Below are 18,445 nucleotides of genomic sequence, written 5' to 3' on the forward strand. Positions count from 1 at the left end.
CTGAAAGGCCGGGGTGGGGTGAACGAACTCAGGTCCTGACGAGAGGAGCGACCAATTCCTGCGAAAGGGTCACCCCACCCCGAGACTGCGTGTCGACCCTCCCCATCAAGAGGAGGGTAAGGTTGGGCCTCAGGCCGCCTTGGCCAGGCTGGGCTGAGCCGACAGGCGATAATGCTCGAGGGCCGCGCCGACACCGGAACCGGGCTGGACCTTCACGCCGCAATCGCGCAATGCCATTTCGGCCGCCGAGATCGCACCGCACATCATCACGTCGTTGACCCAGCCGAGATGCCCGATCCGAAACACTTTGCCGGCAACCTTGTTGAGGCCGACGCCCAGGGAAGTCTGGTAGCCATAATGAGCCCGCCGCACGATCTCGGCACTGTCGATCCCTTCGGGCACTAGCACCGCGCTCACCGTATCGGAGTTCCATTTGGCTTCCTTGGCGCAGAGCTTCAGCCCCCAGGCCTCTACCGCCTTGCGCACGCCGGTGGCCAGTCGGTTATGACGCTCGAAGACATTGTCGAGGCCTTCCTCCTGGAGAAGATCGAGAGCGGCGCGAAGCCCGCGCAGCAGCTGCACGGCCGGCGTGTAGGGGAAATAGCCGGTGTCATTGGCACGGATCTGGTCCTCGAAAGAGAAATAGCAGCGCTTGTGCCCGGCTGCCTTGGCCGCTGCGAGCGCCTTCTGGCTGACCGACAGAAAGCCGAGGCCCGGCGGCAGCATGAAGCCCTTCTGCGAACCCGAGACGGCACAATCGACGCCCCATTCCTCCTGGCGAAAATCGATCGAACCGATCGAGGAGACGCCGTCGACAAAGAGCAGGGCCGGATGCCTGGCGGCGTTAAGCGCGGCGCGCACGCCGGCGACATCGCTGGTCACACCGGTGGCGGTTTCATTGTGGGTGACGAAAACAGCCTTGATGCGGTGTTCCTTGTCCTGGAGAAGCCGCTCGGCATAGATCTCCACCGGACAGCCTGTGCCCCATTCGACATCGACCACGTCGACGTCGAGCCCGAAGCGTTCGGCCATATCCACCCACAGATGCGAGAACTGGCCGAAGCGCGACATCAACACGCGGTCACCGGGGCTCAGCGTGTTGGTAATCGCCGATTCCCAGGCACCCGTGCCTGAAGAGGGGAAAATGAAGACGCGGCCGGTCTCGTTGCGGAACACCTTCATCAGGTCGGTGAACAGGCCGCGGGTGAAGGCCGGGTAGTCCGGGGCGCGCATGTCCTCCATCGGCATGTTCATCGCCTGGCGGACGATTTCCGGGACATTGGTCGGTCCTGGAACGAAAAGCTGGGTGAAGCCGGCCATCTAAATCCTCCCGAAATGTGCGGCGGGTCCTGAGCCTGCCGATTGCTTTCGAGGGTGATGATCGGTTGAGGGGGGTCCTGCCCACAACACCTGTCGGGATAGATTCATGAGCCTGAGGGCGTTGGACGCCCCCTACACTTTCAGAGCCTCGGGCGCCCCATAGGATAGGCGGAATCCTACCCGAACCGCCCCAAAGGGGTTTTGCCAAACCAGCGAGAGGGCGCGCCTCAGTGCCCTGCGGATCCCAGATCGTCTGAATGGCCGGCCTTGAGACGGGACCATTGGGCCGTAGGGCGTCCATCGACACGTACCCTTTCAACCCCTTCGAGGCGGCGCGGCCATCCGGCCGGCGAATCCTCCCATGCCTCCTGCCGCCCGTAGACAGTCAGGTCGAGCAGCCGGTAATTGTTGTCCATCGCCTCGACGCCTCGCCGCGTCGTCCAATAGGTCTCGAAGACATCCGATCCCTGCCGCAGATAACAGCCGATATACATCAGGCCTAGCCGGCGCCCGACCAGGAGCGCATCGAGCGAGGTGCGAGGCGCCGAATACCAGGGCATTTGCCAGCCCATGAAGTCCCGGTAACGGGCGCTTTCTGCATAGGGGCCCTGGCAGAAGGTGGCATAAGTGACATCGCGCGAATGCACATAGGACAGTTCGCGGATTTGCGATGTGACCCAGGTACAGCCTTCGCATTGCTCCGGCGCGGGGTGGCCGGTATGCCACATGAAGTAATAGGCGATGAGCATGCGGCGCCCCTCGAAGGCATCCAGCAAGGTCACTGTCCCCTGGTCGCCGATGAGAGGGAGTGCGCCATCCATCTTGACCATGGGCAGCCGTCGGCGGGCAGCGGCAATGGCGTCCCCCTCCCTGGTATGGGCCTTTTCCCGGACCTGCAACGCCTCCAGCTTTGCCTGGAATATATCGCGATCGACTATTTCGGGGGCTCCGAGCCGATCTCCGGTGCTGTCGTTGATCATCGTTCTCGCCTTCGCTGATTGCGTCGATGGCGACAAGGCTAGCGCCGGATTTCGAAACGCCGCGAGTTACAAGTGTGACGGGATTTCGATACGCTCGCCTGTCCACGATCCGCACCTGATGTGTCAGCGCACCATGATCTGCTGGAATTGGATATTGAGAGACATTCGCCGCGCTGATGGCACTGCCCACCGCAAGGCGATTTCTTGGCCGCCCGTCCCATTACGGCATGATGATACCGATATTCTCGTCGCCACAGACGAGGCTACGCATCCCTGGAACGAGCCGACCAGAAGATCGACGATGAAGGCGGCGCCGGCCATTGCAAGCTCCCCAGAGCTCAGATCTCGCAGACCGCTATAATACCAACGTATAGGAGCGACAGAAACATTCAGTAAAAGAAGCTGGCATAAATTTGATGAGATGACGGAGGGAGCGCAATCCTCGAATGAGATGATTTGGCTTGGGGGGCGAGCCGCACTTTCGGACTGATTTGCCGGAGGAAGCACCAAGATGGTTTCAAGGCCCGCATGACCTTATCGCCGACAGAGATTCTAATCGGGGTTCGCGTGGATGAAGGACGTTGCTTGCAAGCCCTGCAGGCTGAACGCACCTTCTATTCATATGGTGTCACCGGACGAGCATCTGCTCGAACACACACCAACATACCTCCGATCTCTATTGATCTGATCGGCGGCTGCGGCCTCAACCGCACGGCTCTGATGCGCTGCCTCGTGGGGTCGGAAACAGCCCTTGCGGCGGAAGGCTTCAAGGATGTCGAGGCCTGGGCGGCAGCTGCCGTTCGTGCCACCGATATTCTCTTGATTGCCTCGGAGCATCCACTCAGCATCACCGCGATCGGCCGAGACATCGGAGCAATATTGGAGACGGCACCTGCAGCCCGCATTCTCGTGCTCGCCGACGTCACCACCCAGGCCATGCTGATCGCTCTTCTCAAGCAGGGCGCAAAGGGTGTCGTCCCCTCCGAATCGACGATCGACAACGTCATCTTTGCCGTCCGCCTCGTCCGTCGAGGGGGATTGTTCACTCCTCTTCTGGAAGCGGGTCGAAGGAAAGCCGGTACACGTGATCCTGAGGTGCAGGAGCAATCTTGGCAGGCGCTAGTGACGCCGAGGCAACTCGAAATCATCCACGAATTGCGCAAGGGCTCGTCCAACAAGGACATCGCCCACGAGCTGCAGATGAGCGAATTCACCGTGAGAGTACACGTCCGCAACATCCTGCGCAGGCTGAAGGCGCGCAGCCGCGCCGAAGTCGTGGCGAGAACGAATGATCTCCAGTTCCCACCTGCTCGGCCCCATGCGTTCATGGAAGCGCCTGCGACCGCCGATCAAGCTCGCTAGCCGGCTCATCCCGTACTGTTCATTCGCCATTGCCCGGGATGGAAAGCCGGATGCAGCGGGTCTGCCCCAGCGATTACCCCCCGCCACACAGGCCAGAAGCGCCCATGCCCCACAAGCTCTATTCATTGCTGCGAACACTGGAGCGGCATCGCCTCTGGTTCATGATGGATCGTCTGGGTTCTGATTCCGTCACCCTGACGGTGACGATCGAGGAAAACCGCCTGGAGATCGACGTCTTCGAAGACGAGCGGGTCGAATACACCTGTTACAAATCCGATCAGAAGATCGCCGGCGGAGGCAAGAATCTCGACGCTCTGATCTCCGGCCTGGCAGCCATCGGGCGGCAATGGCCGCCTGCCTCGCGATAGAGCGAAGGACGCGGCAGCTCCCACAAGCACATTGGCGACGGGCGCGCCGGGGATCGGCCTGAGACTTCTGTCCCGGACCTCCTGTATGCACCGACAAGTCATGCGTTGCATTTGTCGCCGATAACAAGGGGACTCGCCTCCTGTAACCGGTAGCAGGAACATTGGCTCAGCGCCCCTGGCTCTGTTGCGCTCCGCCTGGCCCCTGAATTCCTCGCCCAAAGCGAAACCCGACCGGGGAGGTCAATTCCCGGCCGGGCTCCAATAGCTCAGGGTCTCGCGAACCCAAGACGATATTAGGGAATCACTCGGCGTGGCACCACAAGCACGAGGTTGTATTAATTCGTAATTGGATAGATATCGCGTGTAATTATCTTTGACTATAACACAACCAGAGGTCGTTTTTTGTAGTTTTATTTCTAAGTTTTGGTTGTAATTTTAAAGATATCTTCTTAGTTTCTTGCTCGAACACTGATTAAATTGTGGCCTTTTTGTTACACAAACATCCAAAAAGGCTACATCAACTACCATATGGCTTGGATTCCTTTTGCGGTGACTCAGGAAGTGTCGCAAGCTCACTCCCGGTAACAACCTCAACGGGGGAGTCGCATGACGACCAAATCTCTGCTTCTAGGAACCATCGCCGGCATCGCTGTCATCGGCGCCGCCCAAGCCGCCGATCTGCCCATGACCAAGGGCGAGGCCGTCGAATATGTGAAGGTCTGCACGGCCTTCGGCCCGGGCTTCTTCTATATCCCCGGCACCGACACCTGCCTGAAGATCGGCGGCGAGATCCGCGCCGACTATCGTGCCTTCGGCGGCAAAAATTTCAGCCGCAACGATAATCGGTCGGCCTTCAACACCGAGGCGCGTATCTGGTTCGACGCCCGCACCCAGACCGATTGGGGTATGCTGCGTTCCTATTTCCAGATCGATGCTGACTCGCACCCCATCTCGAAGCAGGGCCGGGCAAGCGGTGGGTATAACGGCAACACCTTCACCATCGACAAAGCCTTTATCCAGTTTGGTGGCTTGACGGCCGGCTATGCCCATTCCTTCTTCGGCTTCTACGACAACGAATATGGCGATACGATCTGGGCGCCCTATTACACCGAAGTCAACACCGTCAACCTGCTTGCCTACACCGCCCAGTTCGGCGGCGGCTTCAGCGCCACACTGTCGATCGAAGATGGTCGCGACCATCGTGTAAACGGCTTTGCCACAACGAACACCTACTATGCGGCACAAGGCGGCCAGCAGGTTCCGGACGTTGTCGGCCAGTTGCGCTGGGATCAGAACTGGGGCTCTCTGGCTGTTCAGGCAGCCGGCCATCAATTCCGTTCGGCTCAGCTTTTTGATACGACCGGCGCTCCGATTGCCTCGCCAAATAAGAGCAAATATGGCTGGGCAGCCGGTGGAACGGCTTTGATCAAGCTCCCGTTCATTGACGGTGGTCATTTCATTGTTGAAGGTCAGTATGCCGACGGTGCCCTGGATTATCTCGGCGCAGGTAACACCTGGTATGCCAACAGTGATTACTTCTTGAACTCCAATGCCAATATCCGTTCTGGCAAGGGCTGGTCCGTCACCGCTGAACTTGGTGGCAATATCACGCCTGTCCTGAATGCCAATCTGGTTGGAGCGTATATTGACACCAAGTATGATGATTTGCTTACGACGGATGCATCATCTTCCCTAAAGGAATACACCCTCGCCGGTAACCTCACTTACACGATCGTCAAGGGTCTGACGGCAGCCGCCGAGGTTGCCTACACTCATGGAAAATTCGACAATTGGTCGGGAGTTTCAACCGGAACGAATACAGCTCCTGTGAAGGACTACAATGTCTGGCAGGTGGGCATTCGTTTGAAGCGCGTGTTCTAAAGCTTTATCTTCAGTCAACGATGAAGAGGGCCCGGCTTCGTCCGGGCCTTTTTTGATAGGCACCGCCGAAATCGCGACGCAGAGAAAAAACTCGCCGATCGGATCACAACCCCACGAATCCAACGTTGGCGTAACTTCAGCAGCATATAATAGCTGGCTAATTATCATGGATAAAGTTCTTGTCATCGGCAGCGAAAAGCTTCGGCCTTGGCGCGATTGCCACAAGTGCGCATGTCGCACCAGCGCCGGCCGGCACCCCGCCCGCGATCGACGAAGAACCAGGTGCAGCGAGTGCATTGGCGCAGGCGCGTGACGTCCTCACTGCGCAAGAACTCCTCGAAGCGTAAGGCGACGGCATCCAGCCAGCGCTGAGGGCTGCGGGCGTCCGGCTGCCAGCGAAATTGCCGCCCCTCCCCTGAAAAAGCGCCTCGCCCCATGGCATCGCGGATCGAACGCTCCAAGTCGATCACGCTCTGGGAACCGGTATCCGTCTGATCGACAAGGCGGAGTATCGCTTCATAAGCCTGCTCCCGGAACCGATGCAGCCTGGCCAGTTCGTCATCATCGTCGAGCGACGCGTCCTGGAAAAAAGCAGCAAGTTCCGGCCTCGACAACAGGCCTGCCCCACCAGCCCACTTCCGCACGGCATCCCAGTTGCCGATCTTGTCGCTCAGGCGGGTCTTGCCGGTGTCGGCGACGGTGTTGATGAAATCGAGCGCAGGGTGGCCGCCGACATAATCGGCCTCGCTCCACCCTTCGGCATATCGGCTCTGAGACTCAGAAATAACCATTAATTACAGTTTAGGGGTTGCGCCCGGAAAAATCCAGCGTAACCTATAATAATATCAAAAATGGTTATCCGGAGGACGCCATGCTCAAGCTCGCGAACCGTTTCAGCTTCGAAGGCAATCAGATCGCCTGGGGCATGCTGGGCGATGGGCGACCGCTGGTGATGGTGCACGGCACGCCCTTTTCCTCGCAGGTCTGGCGCCGTATCGCGCCCTGGCTCGCAAGGAAGCGGCGCGTATTTTTCTATGACCTGCTCGGCTACGGCCAATCCGATATGCCTGACAAGGATGTCTCGCTCGGCATGCAGAACCGCCTTCTCGGTGCCATGCTGCGCGAGTGGGGCCTCGAACGGCCCCAGATGCTTGCGCATGATTTCGGCGGCGCCACCGCGCTGCGTGCCCATTTTATCGACGGCGTCGCCTATTCCGATCTGACCCTCATCAATCCCGTCGCGATCGCTCCGCAAGGATCTCCCTTCGTCATGCATGTCGGCCGCCATGAAGCCGCCTTTGCAGGGCTGCCGGCCTATGCCCACCACGCCCTCCTCTCGGCCTATATCGGCAACGCCGTCGCACGGCCACTCAGCGAGGAAGTGCTGTCGGTCTATCGGGACCCCTGGCTAGGCGACATCGGCCAAAGCGCCTTCTATCGTCAGATCGCGCAGATGAGCCAACGCTATATCGAGGAAGTCGAGACGCATTATCGGCGTCCGGATTTTCCCACGCGTATCCTGTGGGGAGAGGATGACGCCTGGATTCCCATCGCTCAGGGACGCAAGCTCGCTGACCGCCTGACGGGTGGCACCCTCATCCCCGTGCCCCGGGCCGGCCATCTCGTTCAGGAGGACGCGCCGGAGGCCATCATCGCTGCGGTCCTGGACGATCGCCCTTGAGCAAGTTTGGCGCCCCCTGGCCTAAGCGAGGACTTGAAGGAGGGCGGAAACTGTAACGCATGGCAGGAGGTCTGGAGGCGACGGAATCAGTCTGTTCCGGAACATCCAGCATCGATATCGTTCTCTGCAGCTCCCCTCACCATTTTCCGAGAGCCAAGCCGACGCTTCTGCAACCACACACGCTCGGGCTGCCAAGCTCGCCTGCATATTGCGACCATCAGCGATCGACCAGCCGGGCCCTTTCAGCGGGGCGTACCTTACTCGACAGAGGGTCCTGGACGCCTCCCTTCCAACCTCCAGTCCGAGATTGGCATTGCGGCTATCGGCTGCCCTCGCCCCTTCCCTGCCCCGCCCACTCCCTCGCGTCTCAGAAAAGAGAGTTCGCGAGCGAACCTTGTCGCCTGCAGTCGATCGATGGTCGTGCTTGCTGCAGATCGTGGAATCATAGTTCCCGCGGTCGAAAGCCTCTCGGCAAAACGACTTTGGCTGAGGCAAGCACAAGGCGCCCACTCATTTCGAGATATTTGCCTTGCAGAGGATAGAATCCCTAGGAGTCAGACTTCGATTCCCGTCAATAGGCAGTGGCGCAAATCTTTTATTTTTCTTCCCCGGCCTAGCCCCCGTTTTGACAGCCGTGCAAACCGCGAAAAATAAGCGATAATACAAAAAGTTAGAATCAAAACGGGCGATGCCGAAAGTGATTCGAGACACTATTTCGGCGTTAACCTTTCATTAACCTAAAATTCATTGCCGCTGCGCGAGAATCGGGCATAATTCCCGCTTGAAATGTTGTTTCACGCGAAAAAGCGTTATTCCGAGAATCGTAGTCGATGAACATGTCGATTTCTAACCAGGACCTGGAGGCGTTCAGCTTTCACGAGACCATTCTCCAGCAGGGGGAATTGATCTCGGACAAGCTCAACATGCTTCGGGTCGAACACTATCCGCCAAATGCGATGAAGAGCCTGCGCTCCTTTTCGCTGGCGGAGGTCGCCTATTTCCTCGGCGTTACCCAATCCAACGTCAAGAAGCTGCATCTAGAAGGCAAGGGCCCGATCCCGACCACTTCCAGCTCCGGCCGGCGCAGCTATACGGCCGAGCAGATGCTGGAATTGCGGCAATATCTCGACCGGCATGGCCGCGCGGACTTCAAGAAGTATGTCCCCCATCGCCGGGCCGGCGAAAAGCTTCAGATCATCTCCGTGGTAAACTTCAAGGGCGGTAGCGGCAAGACCACCACAGCCGCCCACCTCGCCCAGCATCTGGCTCTCACCGGGCACCGGGTGCTGGCTATCGACCTCGATCCGCAGGCATCGCTTTCGGCCCTGCATGGCATCCAGCCCGAGCTCGACAAGAACCTCTCGCTCTATGAGGCTCTTCGTTACGATGACCAGAGGAAGCCGATCACGCAGGTAATCCGACCGACCAATTTCCCCGGCCTCGACATCGTGCCGGCCAATCTGGAGCTGCAGGAGTACGAGTACGACACGCCGCTTGCCGCCTCAAACCGTGCTTCACCGGACGGGCGCCTGTTCTTCACGCGCATCACCAACGCGCTGAAGGAGGTAGAGGACCGCTACGACGTCGTCGTGATCGATTGTCCGCCACAGCTCGGTTATCTTACCTTGACGGCGCTGACGGCATCGACCTCGGTGCTGATCACCATTCACCCCCAGATGCTCGACGTCATGTCGATGAGCCAGTTCCTGCTGATGCTGGGCGGCGTGCTGCGCTCGATCAGCAAGGCGGGGGCGGAAGTGCGCCTGCAATGGTTCCGGTATTTGGTTACGCGTTTCGAACCCATAGACGGTCCGCAGACCCAGATGGTCGGCTTCATGCAGGCCCTGTTTCCCCTGCAGATGCTGAAAAGTCCGATGCTGAAATCCACGGCGATTTCGGATGCCGGCATCACCAATCAGACCTTGTACGAGGTCGACCGCTCCCAATTCATCCGATCGACCTATGACCGTGCGATCGAGGCTCTCAATGCCGTGAATGAGGAGATCACCACTCTGGTCCACAAGGCATGGGGTCGGCGATGAACCTGATTTTTGACAGCCGTGCAGATCGGCAAAAAATCGCATATTTTCAACATGTTGAGCGAAAGCAGGGGAGGGCGCTTTGGCACGCAAGAATCTTCTAGCGAGCATTACCGGCCCCGCTGCGGATCGAACGGCGCATGAAACGCGTTCCGACTACGCTACACGCGGCGCATCGCGCTCCATGATGCTGTCGATCGAGGAACTGGCCGAGAGCGCCAAGCGCCTCACCGCCGGCGAAACCATCGTGGCGCTCGATCCCCATCTTCTCGACGCCTCCTTCGTCTCCGATCGCATCGAGGATGATGAAGAGGAGTTCGCCCTGTTCCGCCAGGGAATCGAAAAGGAGGGGCAGCTTCAGCCCATCCTTGTCCGCCCCCACCCGGACAGCGACGGGCGCTATATGATCGTCTTTGGCCATCGGCGGGCGCGCGCAGCGCGGGAACTCGGCATCAGCGTGCGTGCTGTGGTCAAGAATGTCGAGGAAATCGCCCATATCATCGCGCAGGGCCAGGAAAACACCCGCAGAGCCGATTTGTCCTTCATCGAGAAGGCGTTGTTCGCCGCCAGGCTGCTGGCCATGGGGCAAAGCAAGGACACGGTCAAATCGGCCCTTACCGTCGACGATACGCTGCTGTCGCGCATGCTATCCGTGGCCGAAATCGTGCCTTCGTCAATCATCGAAGCAATCGGGGCCGCCAAGACGATCGGCCGCGATCGCTGGGAAGATCTCAAGAAGCTCCTTCTTCGGCCTGGTGCCATCAGCCAGGCCGAAGAACTTCTCGCTTCCGAGGACTTTCGCCATCTCGATACGCCTGCCCGTTTCAACTGGCTGCTGACGCATCTTCAGCATGCACGCAAGCCAGCCCGATCAGCACCGACACCACAATCGGTCGGCAATTGGTCCCCGCAGGACAAACGCGTGGCAGCCAGCTACCGAAACACCGGCAAGGCTTTCAGCCTATCGCTCAAATCGAAGGATGCGGGCGAGTTCGGCCACTACCTTTCGTCGAATCTGGAGGCGCTTTACGAAGCCTTCAGGGAAGCGAAACAACGCAACCAAGCAGGAGATTAACCCCGCAAAAGAAAAAAGCCCCCGAGCGTCGCCGCGCGGAAGCCTTTTCTGTCGTAAGCAAACAGAGAATCTCATTTCCGCGAATCACTGTCAAGCGTTTCAGGCGTCGTACTTCGACGAGCGGATTTCTTTTGCCTGGATAAGGTGAAAGAGAGTGCAGACTCATCGTGCAACGTCGCCCTTTGGGCGGCGAACGCTGTCGCTTGCCCAGATTGCAAGCCAGGCGATCGCCAAGACGCGCCCTACAACGCGCGCATTTCCGAAGTGGGAAATCTACCAGGCACTGTGCACGGCACGGGCGCGTCTCGGTATCTCCGAGCGCGCACTGGCCGTGCTCAATGCGCTGCTGACCTTCCATCCCGAAACCACGCTCTCGGGTGAGGCCATCATCGTCTTTCCTTCCAACGAACAGCTCAGCCGCCGTGCGCACGGCATGCCAGCCTCGACGCTGAGGCGCCATCTCGCCATCCTCGTCGAAGCCGGCCTGATCATCCGGCGCGACAGCCCCAACGGCAAACGCTATGCCCGCCGAGGCCGCGGTGGCAGCATCGAACTCGCCTATGGGTTCGACCTCGCCCCGCTGCTCGCCCGCGCCGACGAGTTCATTCGGCTCGCCACACAGGTGGAGGACGCCGCCCGATCCCTCAAACTCGCACGCGAACGCATTACCATCTGCCGGCGCGACATCTCCAAGATGATTGCCGTTGCACAGCGCGAACTCATGGCGGAGAACCCAGCGGAGGAGCAGAGCCAAATCTGGCTCGACCTGCACGCCCTCTATCGCGATCTCATCGAAGGCATGCCGCGGCGCGCCACGCTCGAACAGCTCGAAATGCTGGCAGACCAGCTCTCCACGCTCGCCGACGACATCCTCAACCGATTGGAATTACAGATCAAAACTGCACAAGTGAGCACCATTGAGTCCAGCAATGAGCGCCACATACAGAAATCAAATCCAGAATCCCTTCTTGATTCTGAACCGGTAACCCCAGCTAGGCTCGATGCGGAACCGACACCTGCAAGCCGCACCGCAGCGCTCGGTAGCAGCTACACGCTCGGTACTGTCCTGCAAGCCTGTCCCAGCATCCTCGATTATACCCGCAACGGTATCGCCAATTGGCGTGATTTCCTCAGCGCCACAACCTTGGCCCGCTCCATCCTGCGTATCAGTCCGAGCGCCTGGGAGGAGGCGCAAACCGTGATGGGCGAGGCACAGGCGGCCGTCATCATCGCCTGCATTGTGCAGAGAGCCGCCAACATCAACTCAGCCGGTGGCTATTTGCGCAGCCTCACTCGCAAGGCCGAAGCCGGACAATTATCGCTCGGGCCCATCCTGATGGCGCAAATCCACACACGTGAACCACAAAAGCCAGGGGCCTAGATGGGTGCCAAAATCTCAACGGGACTGACGATGTCAACTCCAAAAAAAAACGGCCGGAAAACCGGCCGTTGCTTGGATAGGCATCCAAGAAGTTTCTCTTGGGAGGAAACCCCGGGAACCCATCGACCCACCGGGGAAGATTGGGGACGCGTTCCCGACTATTCGGATATGGAGAAGGGCAACTCTCGGTTCAAGGCCGGATGGTGTTAAATATCGGCAAGGTTGGAATCGACGCCCCTTGAGTGACGAAGGCTGAAAATTACGCTTCCCGATGTGGCGGAAGCTAGAGCTGTGTTAGGTTCCGTTATTTGATTTTTCATTAGGGTTATCAGGCCTTTGAAAATAGCTGGTATAGAGCTCGACAAGTTGCCCTGGAGCGAAATCGCGGTCCCGCTCGCGATCGCCGAGGACAGGCTCGCACGGCTTGATGAAAGGTTACGCACCAGCTCCATCCGGGAAGGCTGGATCGCGCGCACCCACTTCTATGACGCGGCCGGCAGCCTGTGGCTCGATGGCGAACTGGTTCATCTCGAGGACCTCGTACTGCATGACGCCGCGATGGACGCTCGCACGCCGACCCATGAGCTGACGCGTGCCCACACCGTGTTACGGGCCCGACGACGCATTGCTTCCGCACCTGCCGATTGGGCTCTCACGCAGGAAGGGCTGGCGGGTCTTTTAGGCAGGGAGTTGCCCACCCAAAGCGGATCGGCCCCCACTTCTTGGGAACCCGGCGACCAAAAGCATCGGGAAAGGGACCCTGCGTTCGTCGAGCCCGATGAATCGGCAGCAGACCAGGCCTGGGCCGCCGAGCTCGCTGCAATCGATGCCATCGTCTCTCGATCAGCGGCAGTGCTGGCCGGAGAGGCCGCATCGCCCTCCAATCGCAAACCGGACATCGATGATGCCGACTGGAACGAGGAAGCCCGCCTCGAGGAATGGCGCGACGATATCCAGCGCCTGGACAATCTGCCGCCGGTACTGGCCGCGGCGGCGGCGATCATCGCCTGGGAGAACATCGAACCCTTGCAGTCCGCGGCTTGGCTGGGGCGCGTGTTGGCGGCTGCGATCCTCCGGGCCCGGGACAAGGCTCGCGCCCATCTGCCCTGCCTGTGCGTGGGATTGCGCGCTTTACCGCGCGAGACCCGATTTGCTCGTGGCACCGGGCCGCGCCTCCTGACATTCATTGAAGCCATTGCGGCCGCCGCTGAACAAGGACTGAAGGATCACGACCGCTGGATCCTGGCTCGGCACCAGCTCGAACGCCATTTGGCCGGCCGCCGCTCCACCTCGAAATTGCCGGCCTTGATCGAGCTGATGCTGACAACCCCGCTCGCCTCGGCACAGCTCATTGCCAAGCGGCTCGATATCACGCCACGAGCGGCCCAGGATCTCATCGCGGAACTGGGCGTGCGAGAGATCACCGGACGAGGGCGCTATCGGGCCTGGGCGATCATCTAGGCGTGGTCAGCAGCCATTTATCGGCTGCAACCGCAAAGTGCCTGAGTTCCCTAAAACGATCGAGACCGAGGAGTACCCAGCTCTTGCAGGCGTTTGACGGCATCTTCAGAAAGAGGGCGCGAGCGACGGGTACTGTTATCGATGAGCACCACGACACTTTGTCCCTGAGCGACACAGACCCCATTCTGGAACACCGCCTGATCGAGCGTGATCGAACTGCGGCCGATAGTGCTGACCTTCGTTCCGATTTCCACCGTACCGGGCCACAGCACCTCGGCCCGGAAGTCGATGACGACACGGGCCAGCACGAAGGAGCTTTCGGCGTCCGCCACGGGGGAGGCAAGATCATGAAGAAGCTCGACCCGGCCTGTTTCCAGGAAGGTGGCAAAGACCGCATTGTTCACATGGGCCTGCCGGTCCGTATCACCATAGCGCAGCTTGTCTGTGGTCATGAAGTCGTAGTCCGCCGGAACTGGCAGGTCAGGCATTGGGCAACTCCGGATTGGCCTTGTGGTGAGGAGCCTGGCGCGCGAGGCCGTCGAAGAGGTCGAGCAGGCGCTCGCGCCAGGCGTAGATCGTATCGTCAGCCGCCAGGAACTCGATAGCACTGGTGCAGCGGGCCCACATGAACATGCCGAAGACGCAATAGTCGGCATAATTGGGCTGCTTGCCCCCGAGATAGGCCTGTCCGCCTAGTAAATGGCGCAGGGGCGTGAGCGTGTGACGCAGCCGTTCGAGATGGACCTGCTGGTCCTGGACGACCTGCTCCAAGGTCTTTCCGAACCGCTGTTCCCGGGTCGCGCGGAAATAATCCCGGTCTTTCTGGTCGAGGACATTGTAGATGTCGAGCAGGATCAGGCGGGAGACAGCGGGCAGCAAGGCCGTATCGGCCCAGCTATTGACGAAACGCGTCACGGTAGCTGCTTGCGGCGCGCCGAAGAGGGCAGGGCTGTTGGCAAAGCGCTCTTCGAGGTGAAGTGCGATACGCCAGGAATCGGAGACGACATGGGCGCCGTCGATGAGGACGGGCACCAGCCCCTGACCAGAAAAGGCAATGGCCTCCTTGTCGGTGAAACGCCATGGCCGCCGGTCGGCCTGAAGACCCTTATGGGCCAGGGCCATGCGGATCTTCCAGCAATGCGGGCTGAAGCGAAGCTGCGGGTCGGATCCGGCGAGTTCGTAGAGAATGAGTCTTGGCTCGTTGGCAGGTCTTGGCTCGTTCATGCCATCTCCCATGCACAAGATTGCATCCAGTCGTTTCGGGACGAGCCGGACAGGCGTCGGCGGAGAATCAGGATCGATTACACCCAGAGATAAGCGCGTTCATGATTGAACGCTCGTCTGCTCCAACGTCGCATTTAGACGCGTCTTTGCGATTCTAGGTGATTCCGTCAAATCGCAAAACGCTTCAGTCGGCTATAACATGGGACGGCCCTGAATCGGTTCCGCGCATGCCCGGAATATGATCGACCGTGATGACCTCGCGGCAATGGGCTTCGAAGGCGTCGACGATGCGCGGACGTCGCATGTCCTTGAGGCAGGCCAGCCCCATCACCATCGGGGCCGTATTGCCTTCAAGTTCGATATAGGCGAGGGGGCGGCCATTTTCCGCCATCATATTCACCGGCCGCACCGTCAGCATGGAAAAGCCGAGGCCCGCACCGACATAGGACCGCAGGGTCGAGGGGCTGGCCGTCTCGGCAACGATCCGCGGGGTGATGCTGCGCTGCTCGAACATCGACAGGAAATATTGGCGGCTGAGGGGAAGGTCGAGCAGGATGAAGGGTTCGTCCGCCAGTTCCTCCAGCCTCACGCTCGAGCGTGAGGCAAAACGGTGGTCGGCTGCCAGCAGCACATAGGAGGGCATCTCCGCCAAAGGCTGGAAGCTCATATCCGGCGTCAGGTTGAGCTGATAGGTCAGCGCGATGTCGATCCGGGCCGAGCGCAGGCCCTCCAGCAACTCGGCCTCACTTCCCTCCGTCACCACCATTTGCGCGTCAGGATATTTCGACACGAAGCCGCTCCAGAGCTCGGGCATGATCAGGGAGGAGAAGGTGCGGAACGAGCCGACATTGATGGGGCCCGACACGATCGAGCCTGCGGCATTGGCAACATCGTAGAGTTCATAGGCGGCGCGCAAGGACTCTTTGGCAGCCCTGAGCAGGCGTTTGCCCGGCGTGGTCAGCGACAGGCCCTGGGCATGCTGGCGCACGAAGATCTGCACGCCCAATTCGGTCTCCAGATGCGAGATCGCCGCCGATACCGAGGGCTGGGAGATGTTCACCAGCTCTGCCGCCCGGGTGACGCTGCCGGTCTCGCCGGCGGCGACGAAATAGCTCAACTGTCGCAAGGTAAAACGCATGGGTTGCTCCTCACGCGGCCTGCAATGGCATGGACACCAGTTCTGCAGGTCCTGGATCGCGATTATACTGCCTGACAAAATTCCCTGTCCGGCGCGGCAGGTCAAAGCGGCAACTGGCCGCTCGGAAGGGGAGGCGATAGCCGTTGATCCCGCTCCGCTCGCATGCTGCTCCGGAAACTGGACTGGGATCAGAGACCGACGGCAAGGCGATCAACCAGCGCGGCGAGCATGGCATCGCAACGGCCGAGTTGATCGGCGCTGACATATTCGTCCGGCTTGTGGCCTTGTGTCATGAAGCCGGGGCCGCACACCGCCGTCGCCAGGCCGAGCCTGTCCTGGAACAGCCCCCCCTCCGTGCCGAAGGCCACCTTGAAGGCTGGCTCCCGGCTTTGCGTGATCAGGCGCAGCAGTGCCACCACCGGTGAATCCATGGGAGTTTCCAGCCCTGGATAGGCATTGACCTCGTCGATCGCGATGGCCGCTTCCGGAAAGGCGGGACGCAGGGGGGCGACGATCGCCTCGGCGTCGCCCTTCAGATTGGCGATGATGGCCTGGGGGTCATCGCCAGCGACATTGCGGATCTCGAATTCGATCTCGCAGCATTCGGGGACGATGTTGAGGGCCTGGCCCCCGCTCATGCGCCCGGCATGGAGGGTGGTGTAGGGGATTTCATACTGATCGTCGCGCCTGCCGGTCTCGGCGAGGTCGCGCTGTCGCGCCCGCAGCCTGCCGAGAAAATCCGCGGCCAGATGCAGGGCGTTGAGCGCCGTCGGCGCCAGGGCCGAATGGCCGGCGCGGCCGGTGCAGCAGGCTCGCAAAGCCACTTTGCCCTTGTGCCCGGTCGCAATGCGCATGCCGGTCGGCTCGCCGACGATGCACAAAGCAGGGCGGATCGGGCTGGTCGCCAGCCGCTCGATCAGGCTGCGCACGCCGACGCAGCCGATTTCCTCGTCATAGGAAAAGGCAAGATGAAGCGGCGTTTTGAGATCCCGCCTGGCCGCATAGAGGGCAGCGGCGAGGGCGGCCGCCACGAAACCCTTCATGTCGGCGGTGCCGCGCCCGTAATAGCGGTCGTCTTGTTCATGCAGCCTGAAAGGATCCGTGCTCCAGGCCTGGCCTTCGACCGGCACCACGTCGGTATGGCCGGAGAGGACGACCCCGCCGCCGGTGGCGGGACCGATGGTCGCGAACAGATTGGCCCGGGTGCCGTCCGGGCTCTCGACGAGGTCCCAGCCGACGCCGGCCCCGTCGAGCAGGCCGGTCACATAGCCGATCAGGTCGCGGTTGGGTCGCCGGCTGAGGGTCGCAAAACCGATCAGGCGCGCGAGAATGTCCAGAGTCGTCGGTTCGGCTGCCATGCTGTCATCGCCAAATGCAGGAGGCCCGGTCCTGTGGACCGAGCCCCGATCATCATGCCCGGTCAGAGATCGCCCGGTACGCCATAGCTCGGCGCCCGGCTCGGGTCGAGGGCCCGCGAGACATAGGCTTCCATCTCACCCTTCCAGCGCTGCCAAAGCTGGTCGAGGTCTTCGATCGGATCGCCCTCGCTCCAGTCGACCCTGAGGTCGGCGACCGGCCAGGCGACGTCCCGCACCAGCAGCATGCCGATCGAATGCACCGGCCCTTCCTCGCCGCCTGCCTTCACGGCGGCGCGCATCGCGCCGATCAGGCGATCGCCGAGCGAATGCTCTGCCATCTCATTGAAAGCGGCGACCATGGCGACCGGCACCTCCGGCGACGATAACAGGTTGCCGGCCGCGGCGACCCCGGAACCTTCGACCACCCGATGGGTACCGAGCGTTCGGCTGCCCGAGAAGGAGGCGGTACGGCCTTGGCTGTCGACCAAAGCGAGCTGGCGAAACTCGAGATGCGGCGCATTCGCCTTGAGCCGCTCGAGCGCCTCCGCAGCCGACAGTCCCTCCGCCATCAGATCGAGGCCCTTCGGCCCGAGCCGGGGATCGGTGATGTTCTGCGTGGCGACGACGCCGACGCCGGCCCGCGCATGGGCGCAGCGGGCGGCGACACAGGGCGAGGAGGAGGACACGGCAATGCCGAACATGCCGGTCCGGGCGCAGTGTGCCGAGATCGAGAAGGTCATCGGGCTCTCCCTCAGGCGGCGTCGGGGATGACGGCCGTCACCTCGATCTCGACCACCCATTCCGGCCGCGCCAGGGCAGGCACCACAAGGCCGGTGGAGCAGGGATGGACGCCCTTGAACCACTCGCCCATCTCCAAATAAACGGCCTCGCGATAGCGGATATCGGTCAGATACACCACGATGCGGCAGATATGGGCCATTTCGCTGCCGGCCTCCTCCAGCAGCATCTTGATGTTTTCCATGGACTTGCGGGCCTGGGCCCGGGGATCGCCGACATGCAGGCTCTCGCGGGTGTCGAGGTCCTGGGAGACCTGGCCGCGCAGGAACACCATGGTGCCGCGGGCGACCACGCCCTGGCTGAGATCGGTGTTGAGCTTCTGCTCGGGATAAGTGTCCTTGGTGTTGAAGGGACGAAGACGCTTGTGGATCATGATTGG

General features: G+C 60.7%; 17 protein-coding genes. 8 read left to right on the top strand and 9 right to left on the bottom strand.

Annotation, left to right across the window (positions count from 1 at the left end):
* Positions 1–129: 129 nt before the first annotated feature.
* Positions 130–1,320 carry an aminotransferase class V-fold PLP-dependent enzyme gene (locus tag ACZYTC_RS29255; protein ID WP_441771584.1) on the bottom strand — a complete coding sequence of 397 codons (1,191 nt, stop codon included), beginning with the start codon at positions 1,318–1,320 and terminating at the stop codon, positions 130–132.
* 227 nt (positions 1,321–1,547) lie between these two features.
* The gene (locus tag ACZYTC_RS29260) at positions 1,548–2,300 is read right to left on the bottom strand and encodes a DUF899 family protein (RefSeq protein ID WP_434959939.1); all 753 of its coding nucleotides are present in this window, start codon (positions 2,298–2,300) and stop codon (positions 1,548–1,550) included.
* A gap of 585 nt (positions 2,301–2,885) precedes the next feature.
* Between ACZYTC_RS29260 and ACZYTC_RS29265 the strand changes: the two genes are divergently transcribed.
* The 3 genes from ACZYTC_RS29265 to ACZYTC_RS29275 all read left to right on the top strand — a co-directional run bounded on the left by ACZYTC_RS29265 (position 2,886) and on the right by ACZYTC_RS29275 (position 5,911).
* Positions 2,886–3,662, top strand: a complete 777-nt coding sequence (locus ACZYTC_RS29265; RefSeq protein ID WP_434959940.1) for a LuxR C-terminal-related transcriptional regulator — start codon at positions 2,886–2,888, stop codon at positions 3,660–3,662.
* Between the two features lie 104 nt (positions 3,663–3,766).
* The gene (locus ACZYTC_RS29270; RefSeq protein WP_434959941.1) at positions 3,767–4,030 is read left to right on the top strand and encodes a hypothetical protein; all 264 of its coding nucleotides are present in this window, start codon (positions 3,767–3,769) and stop codon (positions 4,028–4,030) included.
* 606 nt (positions 4,031–4,636) lie between these two features.
* Positions 4,637–5,911, top strand: a complete 1,275-nt coding sequence (locus tag ACZYTC_RS29275; protein WP_441771586.1) for a porin — start codon at positions 4,637–4,639, stop codon at positions 5,909–5,911.
* Positions 5,912–6,093: 182 nt separating this feature from the next.
* On the opposite strand, the gene ACZYTC_RS29280 is transcribed toward ACZYTC_RS29275, so the two are convergent.
* The gene (locus tag ACZYTC_RS29280) at positions 6,094–6,702 is read right to left on the bottom strand and encodes a CGNR zinc finger domain-containing protein (RefSeq protein WP_488991195.1); all 609 of its coding nucleotides are present in this window, start codon (positions 6,700–6,702) and stop codon (positions 6,094–6,096) included.
* 80 nt (positions 6,703–6,782) lie between these two features.
* Between ACZYTC_RS29280 and ACZYTC_RS29285 the strand changes: the two genes are divergently transcribed.
* The 5 genes from ACZYTC_RS29285 to ACZYTC_RS29305 all read left to right on the top strand — a co-directional run bounded on the left by ACZYTC_RS29285 (position 6,783) and on the right by ACZYTC_RS29305 (position 13,548).
* A complete protein-coding gene (locus ACZYTC_RS29285) occupies positions 6,783–7,592 on the top strand; it encodes an alpha/beta fold hydrolase (protein ID WP_488991196.1) in 810 nt (269 codons plus the stop codon).
* An 830-nt stretch (positions 7,593–8,422) separates the two neighbouring features.
* Positions 8,423–9,634, top strand: a complete 1,212-nt coding sequence (repA, locus tag ACZYTC_RS29290; RefSeq protein WP_434959945.1) for a plasmid partitioning protein RepA — start codon at positions 8,423–8,425, stop codon at positions 9,632–9,634.
* 79 nt (positions 9,635–9,713) lie between these two features.
* Positions 9,714–10,706, top strand: a complete 993-nt coding sequence (repB, locus tag ACZYTC_RS29295) for a plasmid partitioning protein RepB (RefSeq protein ID WP_488991197.1) — start codon at positions 9,714–9,716, stop codon at positions 10,704–10,706.
* A 154-nt stretch (positions 10,707–10,860) separates the two neighbouring features.
* Positions 10,861–12,087 (top strand): plasmid replication protein RepC, encoded by a 1,227-nt coding sequence (gene repC / locus ACZYTC_RS29300; RefSeq protein ID WP_488991198.1) that lies wholly within the window; start codon positions 10,861–10,863, stop codon positions 12,085–12,087.
* 366 nt (positions 12,088–12,453) lie between these two features.
* Complete coding sequence (locus tag ACZYTC_RS29305) at positions 12,454–13,548, top strand: RHE_PE00001 family protein (protein WP_434959948.1); 1,095 nt, start codon at positions 12,454–12,456, stop codon at positions 13,546–13,548.
* 50 nt (positions 13,549–13,598) lie between these two features.
* On the opposite strand, the gene ACZYTC_RS29310 is transcribed toward ACZYTC_RS29305, so the two are convergent.
* The 6 genes from ACZYTC_RS29310 to ACZYTC_RS29335 all read right to left on the bottom strand — a co-directional run bounded on the left by ACZYTC_RS29310 (position 13,599) and on the right by ACZYTC_RS29335 (position 18,439).
* Positions 13,599–14,036, bottom strand: coding sequence for an acyl-CoA thioesterase (locus ACZYTC_RS29310; protein ID WP_434959949.1), 438 nt, complete (start codon positions 14,034–14,036; stop codon positions 13,599–13,601).
* Positions 14,029–14,772: a glutathione S-transferase family protein gene (locus tag ACZYTC_RS29315; RefSeq protein WP_434959950.1), complete on the bottom strand. Its 744-nt coding sequence runs from the start codon at positions 14,770–14,772 to the stop codon at positions 14,029–14,031. The genes ACZYTC_RS29310 and ACZYTC_RS29315 overlap by 8 nt, the downstream gene beginning before the upstream one ends.
* Before the next feature lie 184 nt (positions 14,773–14,956).
* Entirely contained in the window at positions 14,957–15,910 is a 954-nt protein-coding gene (locus ACZYTC_RS29320; protein WP_434959951.1) for a LysR family transcriptional regulator, read from the bottom strand.
* Positions 15,911–16,098: 188 nt separating this feature from the next.
* On the bottom strand, positions 16,099–17,268 hold the full coding sequence (gene argE / locus ACZYTC_RS29325) for an acetylornithine deacetylase (protein ID WP_488991199.1): 1,170 nt from the start codon (positions 17,266–17,268) through the stop codon (positions 16,099–16,101).
* Positions 17,269–17,330: 62 nt separating this feature from the next.
* Positions 17,331–18,008 (bottom strand): DUF1028 domain-containing protein, encoded by a 678-nt coding sequence (locus ACZYTC_RS29330; RefSeq protein WP_434959953.1) that lies wholly within the window; start codon positions 18,006–18,008, stop codon positions 17,331–17,333.
* A gap of 11 nt (positions 18,009–18,019) precedes the next feature.
* The gene (locus tag ACZYTC_RS29335) at positions 18,020–18,439 is read right to left on the bottom strand and encodes a RidA family protein (RefSeq protein ID WP_210249950.1); all 420 of its coding nucleotides are present in this window, start codon (positions 18,437–18,439) and stop codon (positions 18,020–18,022) included.
* Between the last annotated feature and the right edge of the window lie 6 nt (positions 18,440–18,445).

Source organism: Labrys sp. F242 (genome assembly GCF_057813875.1).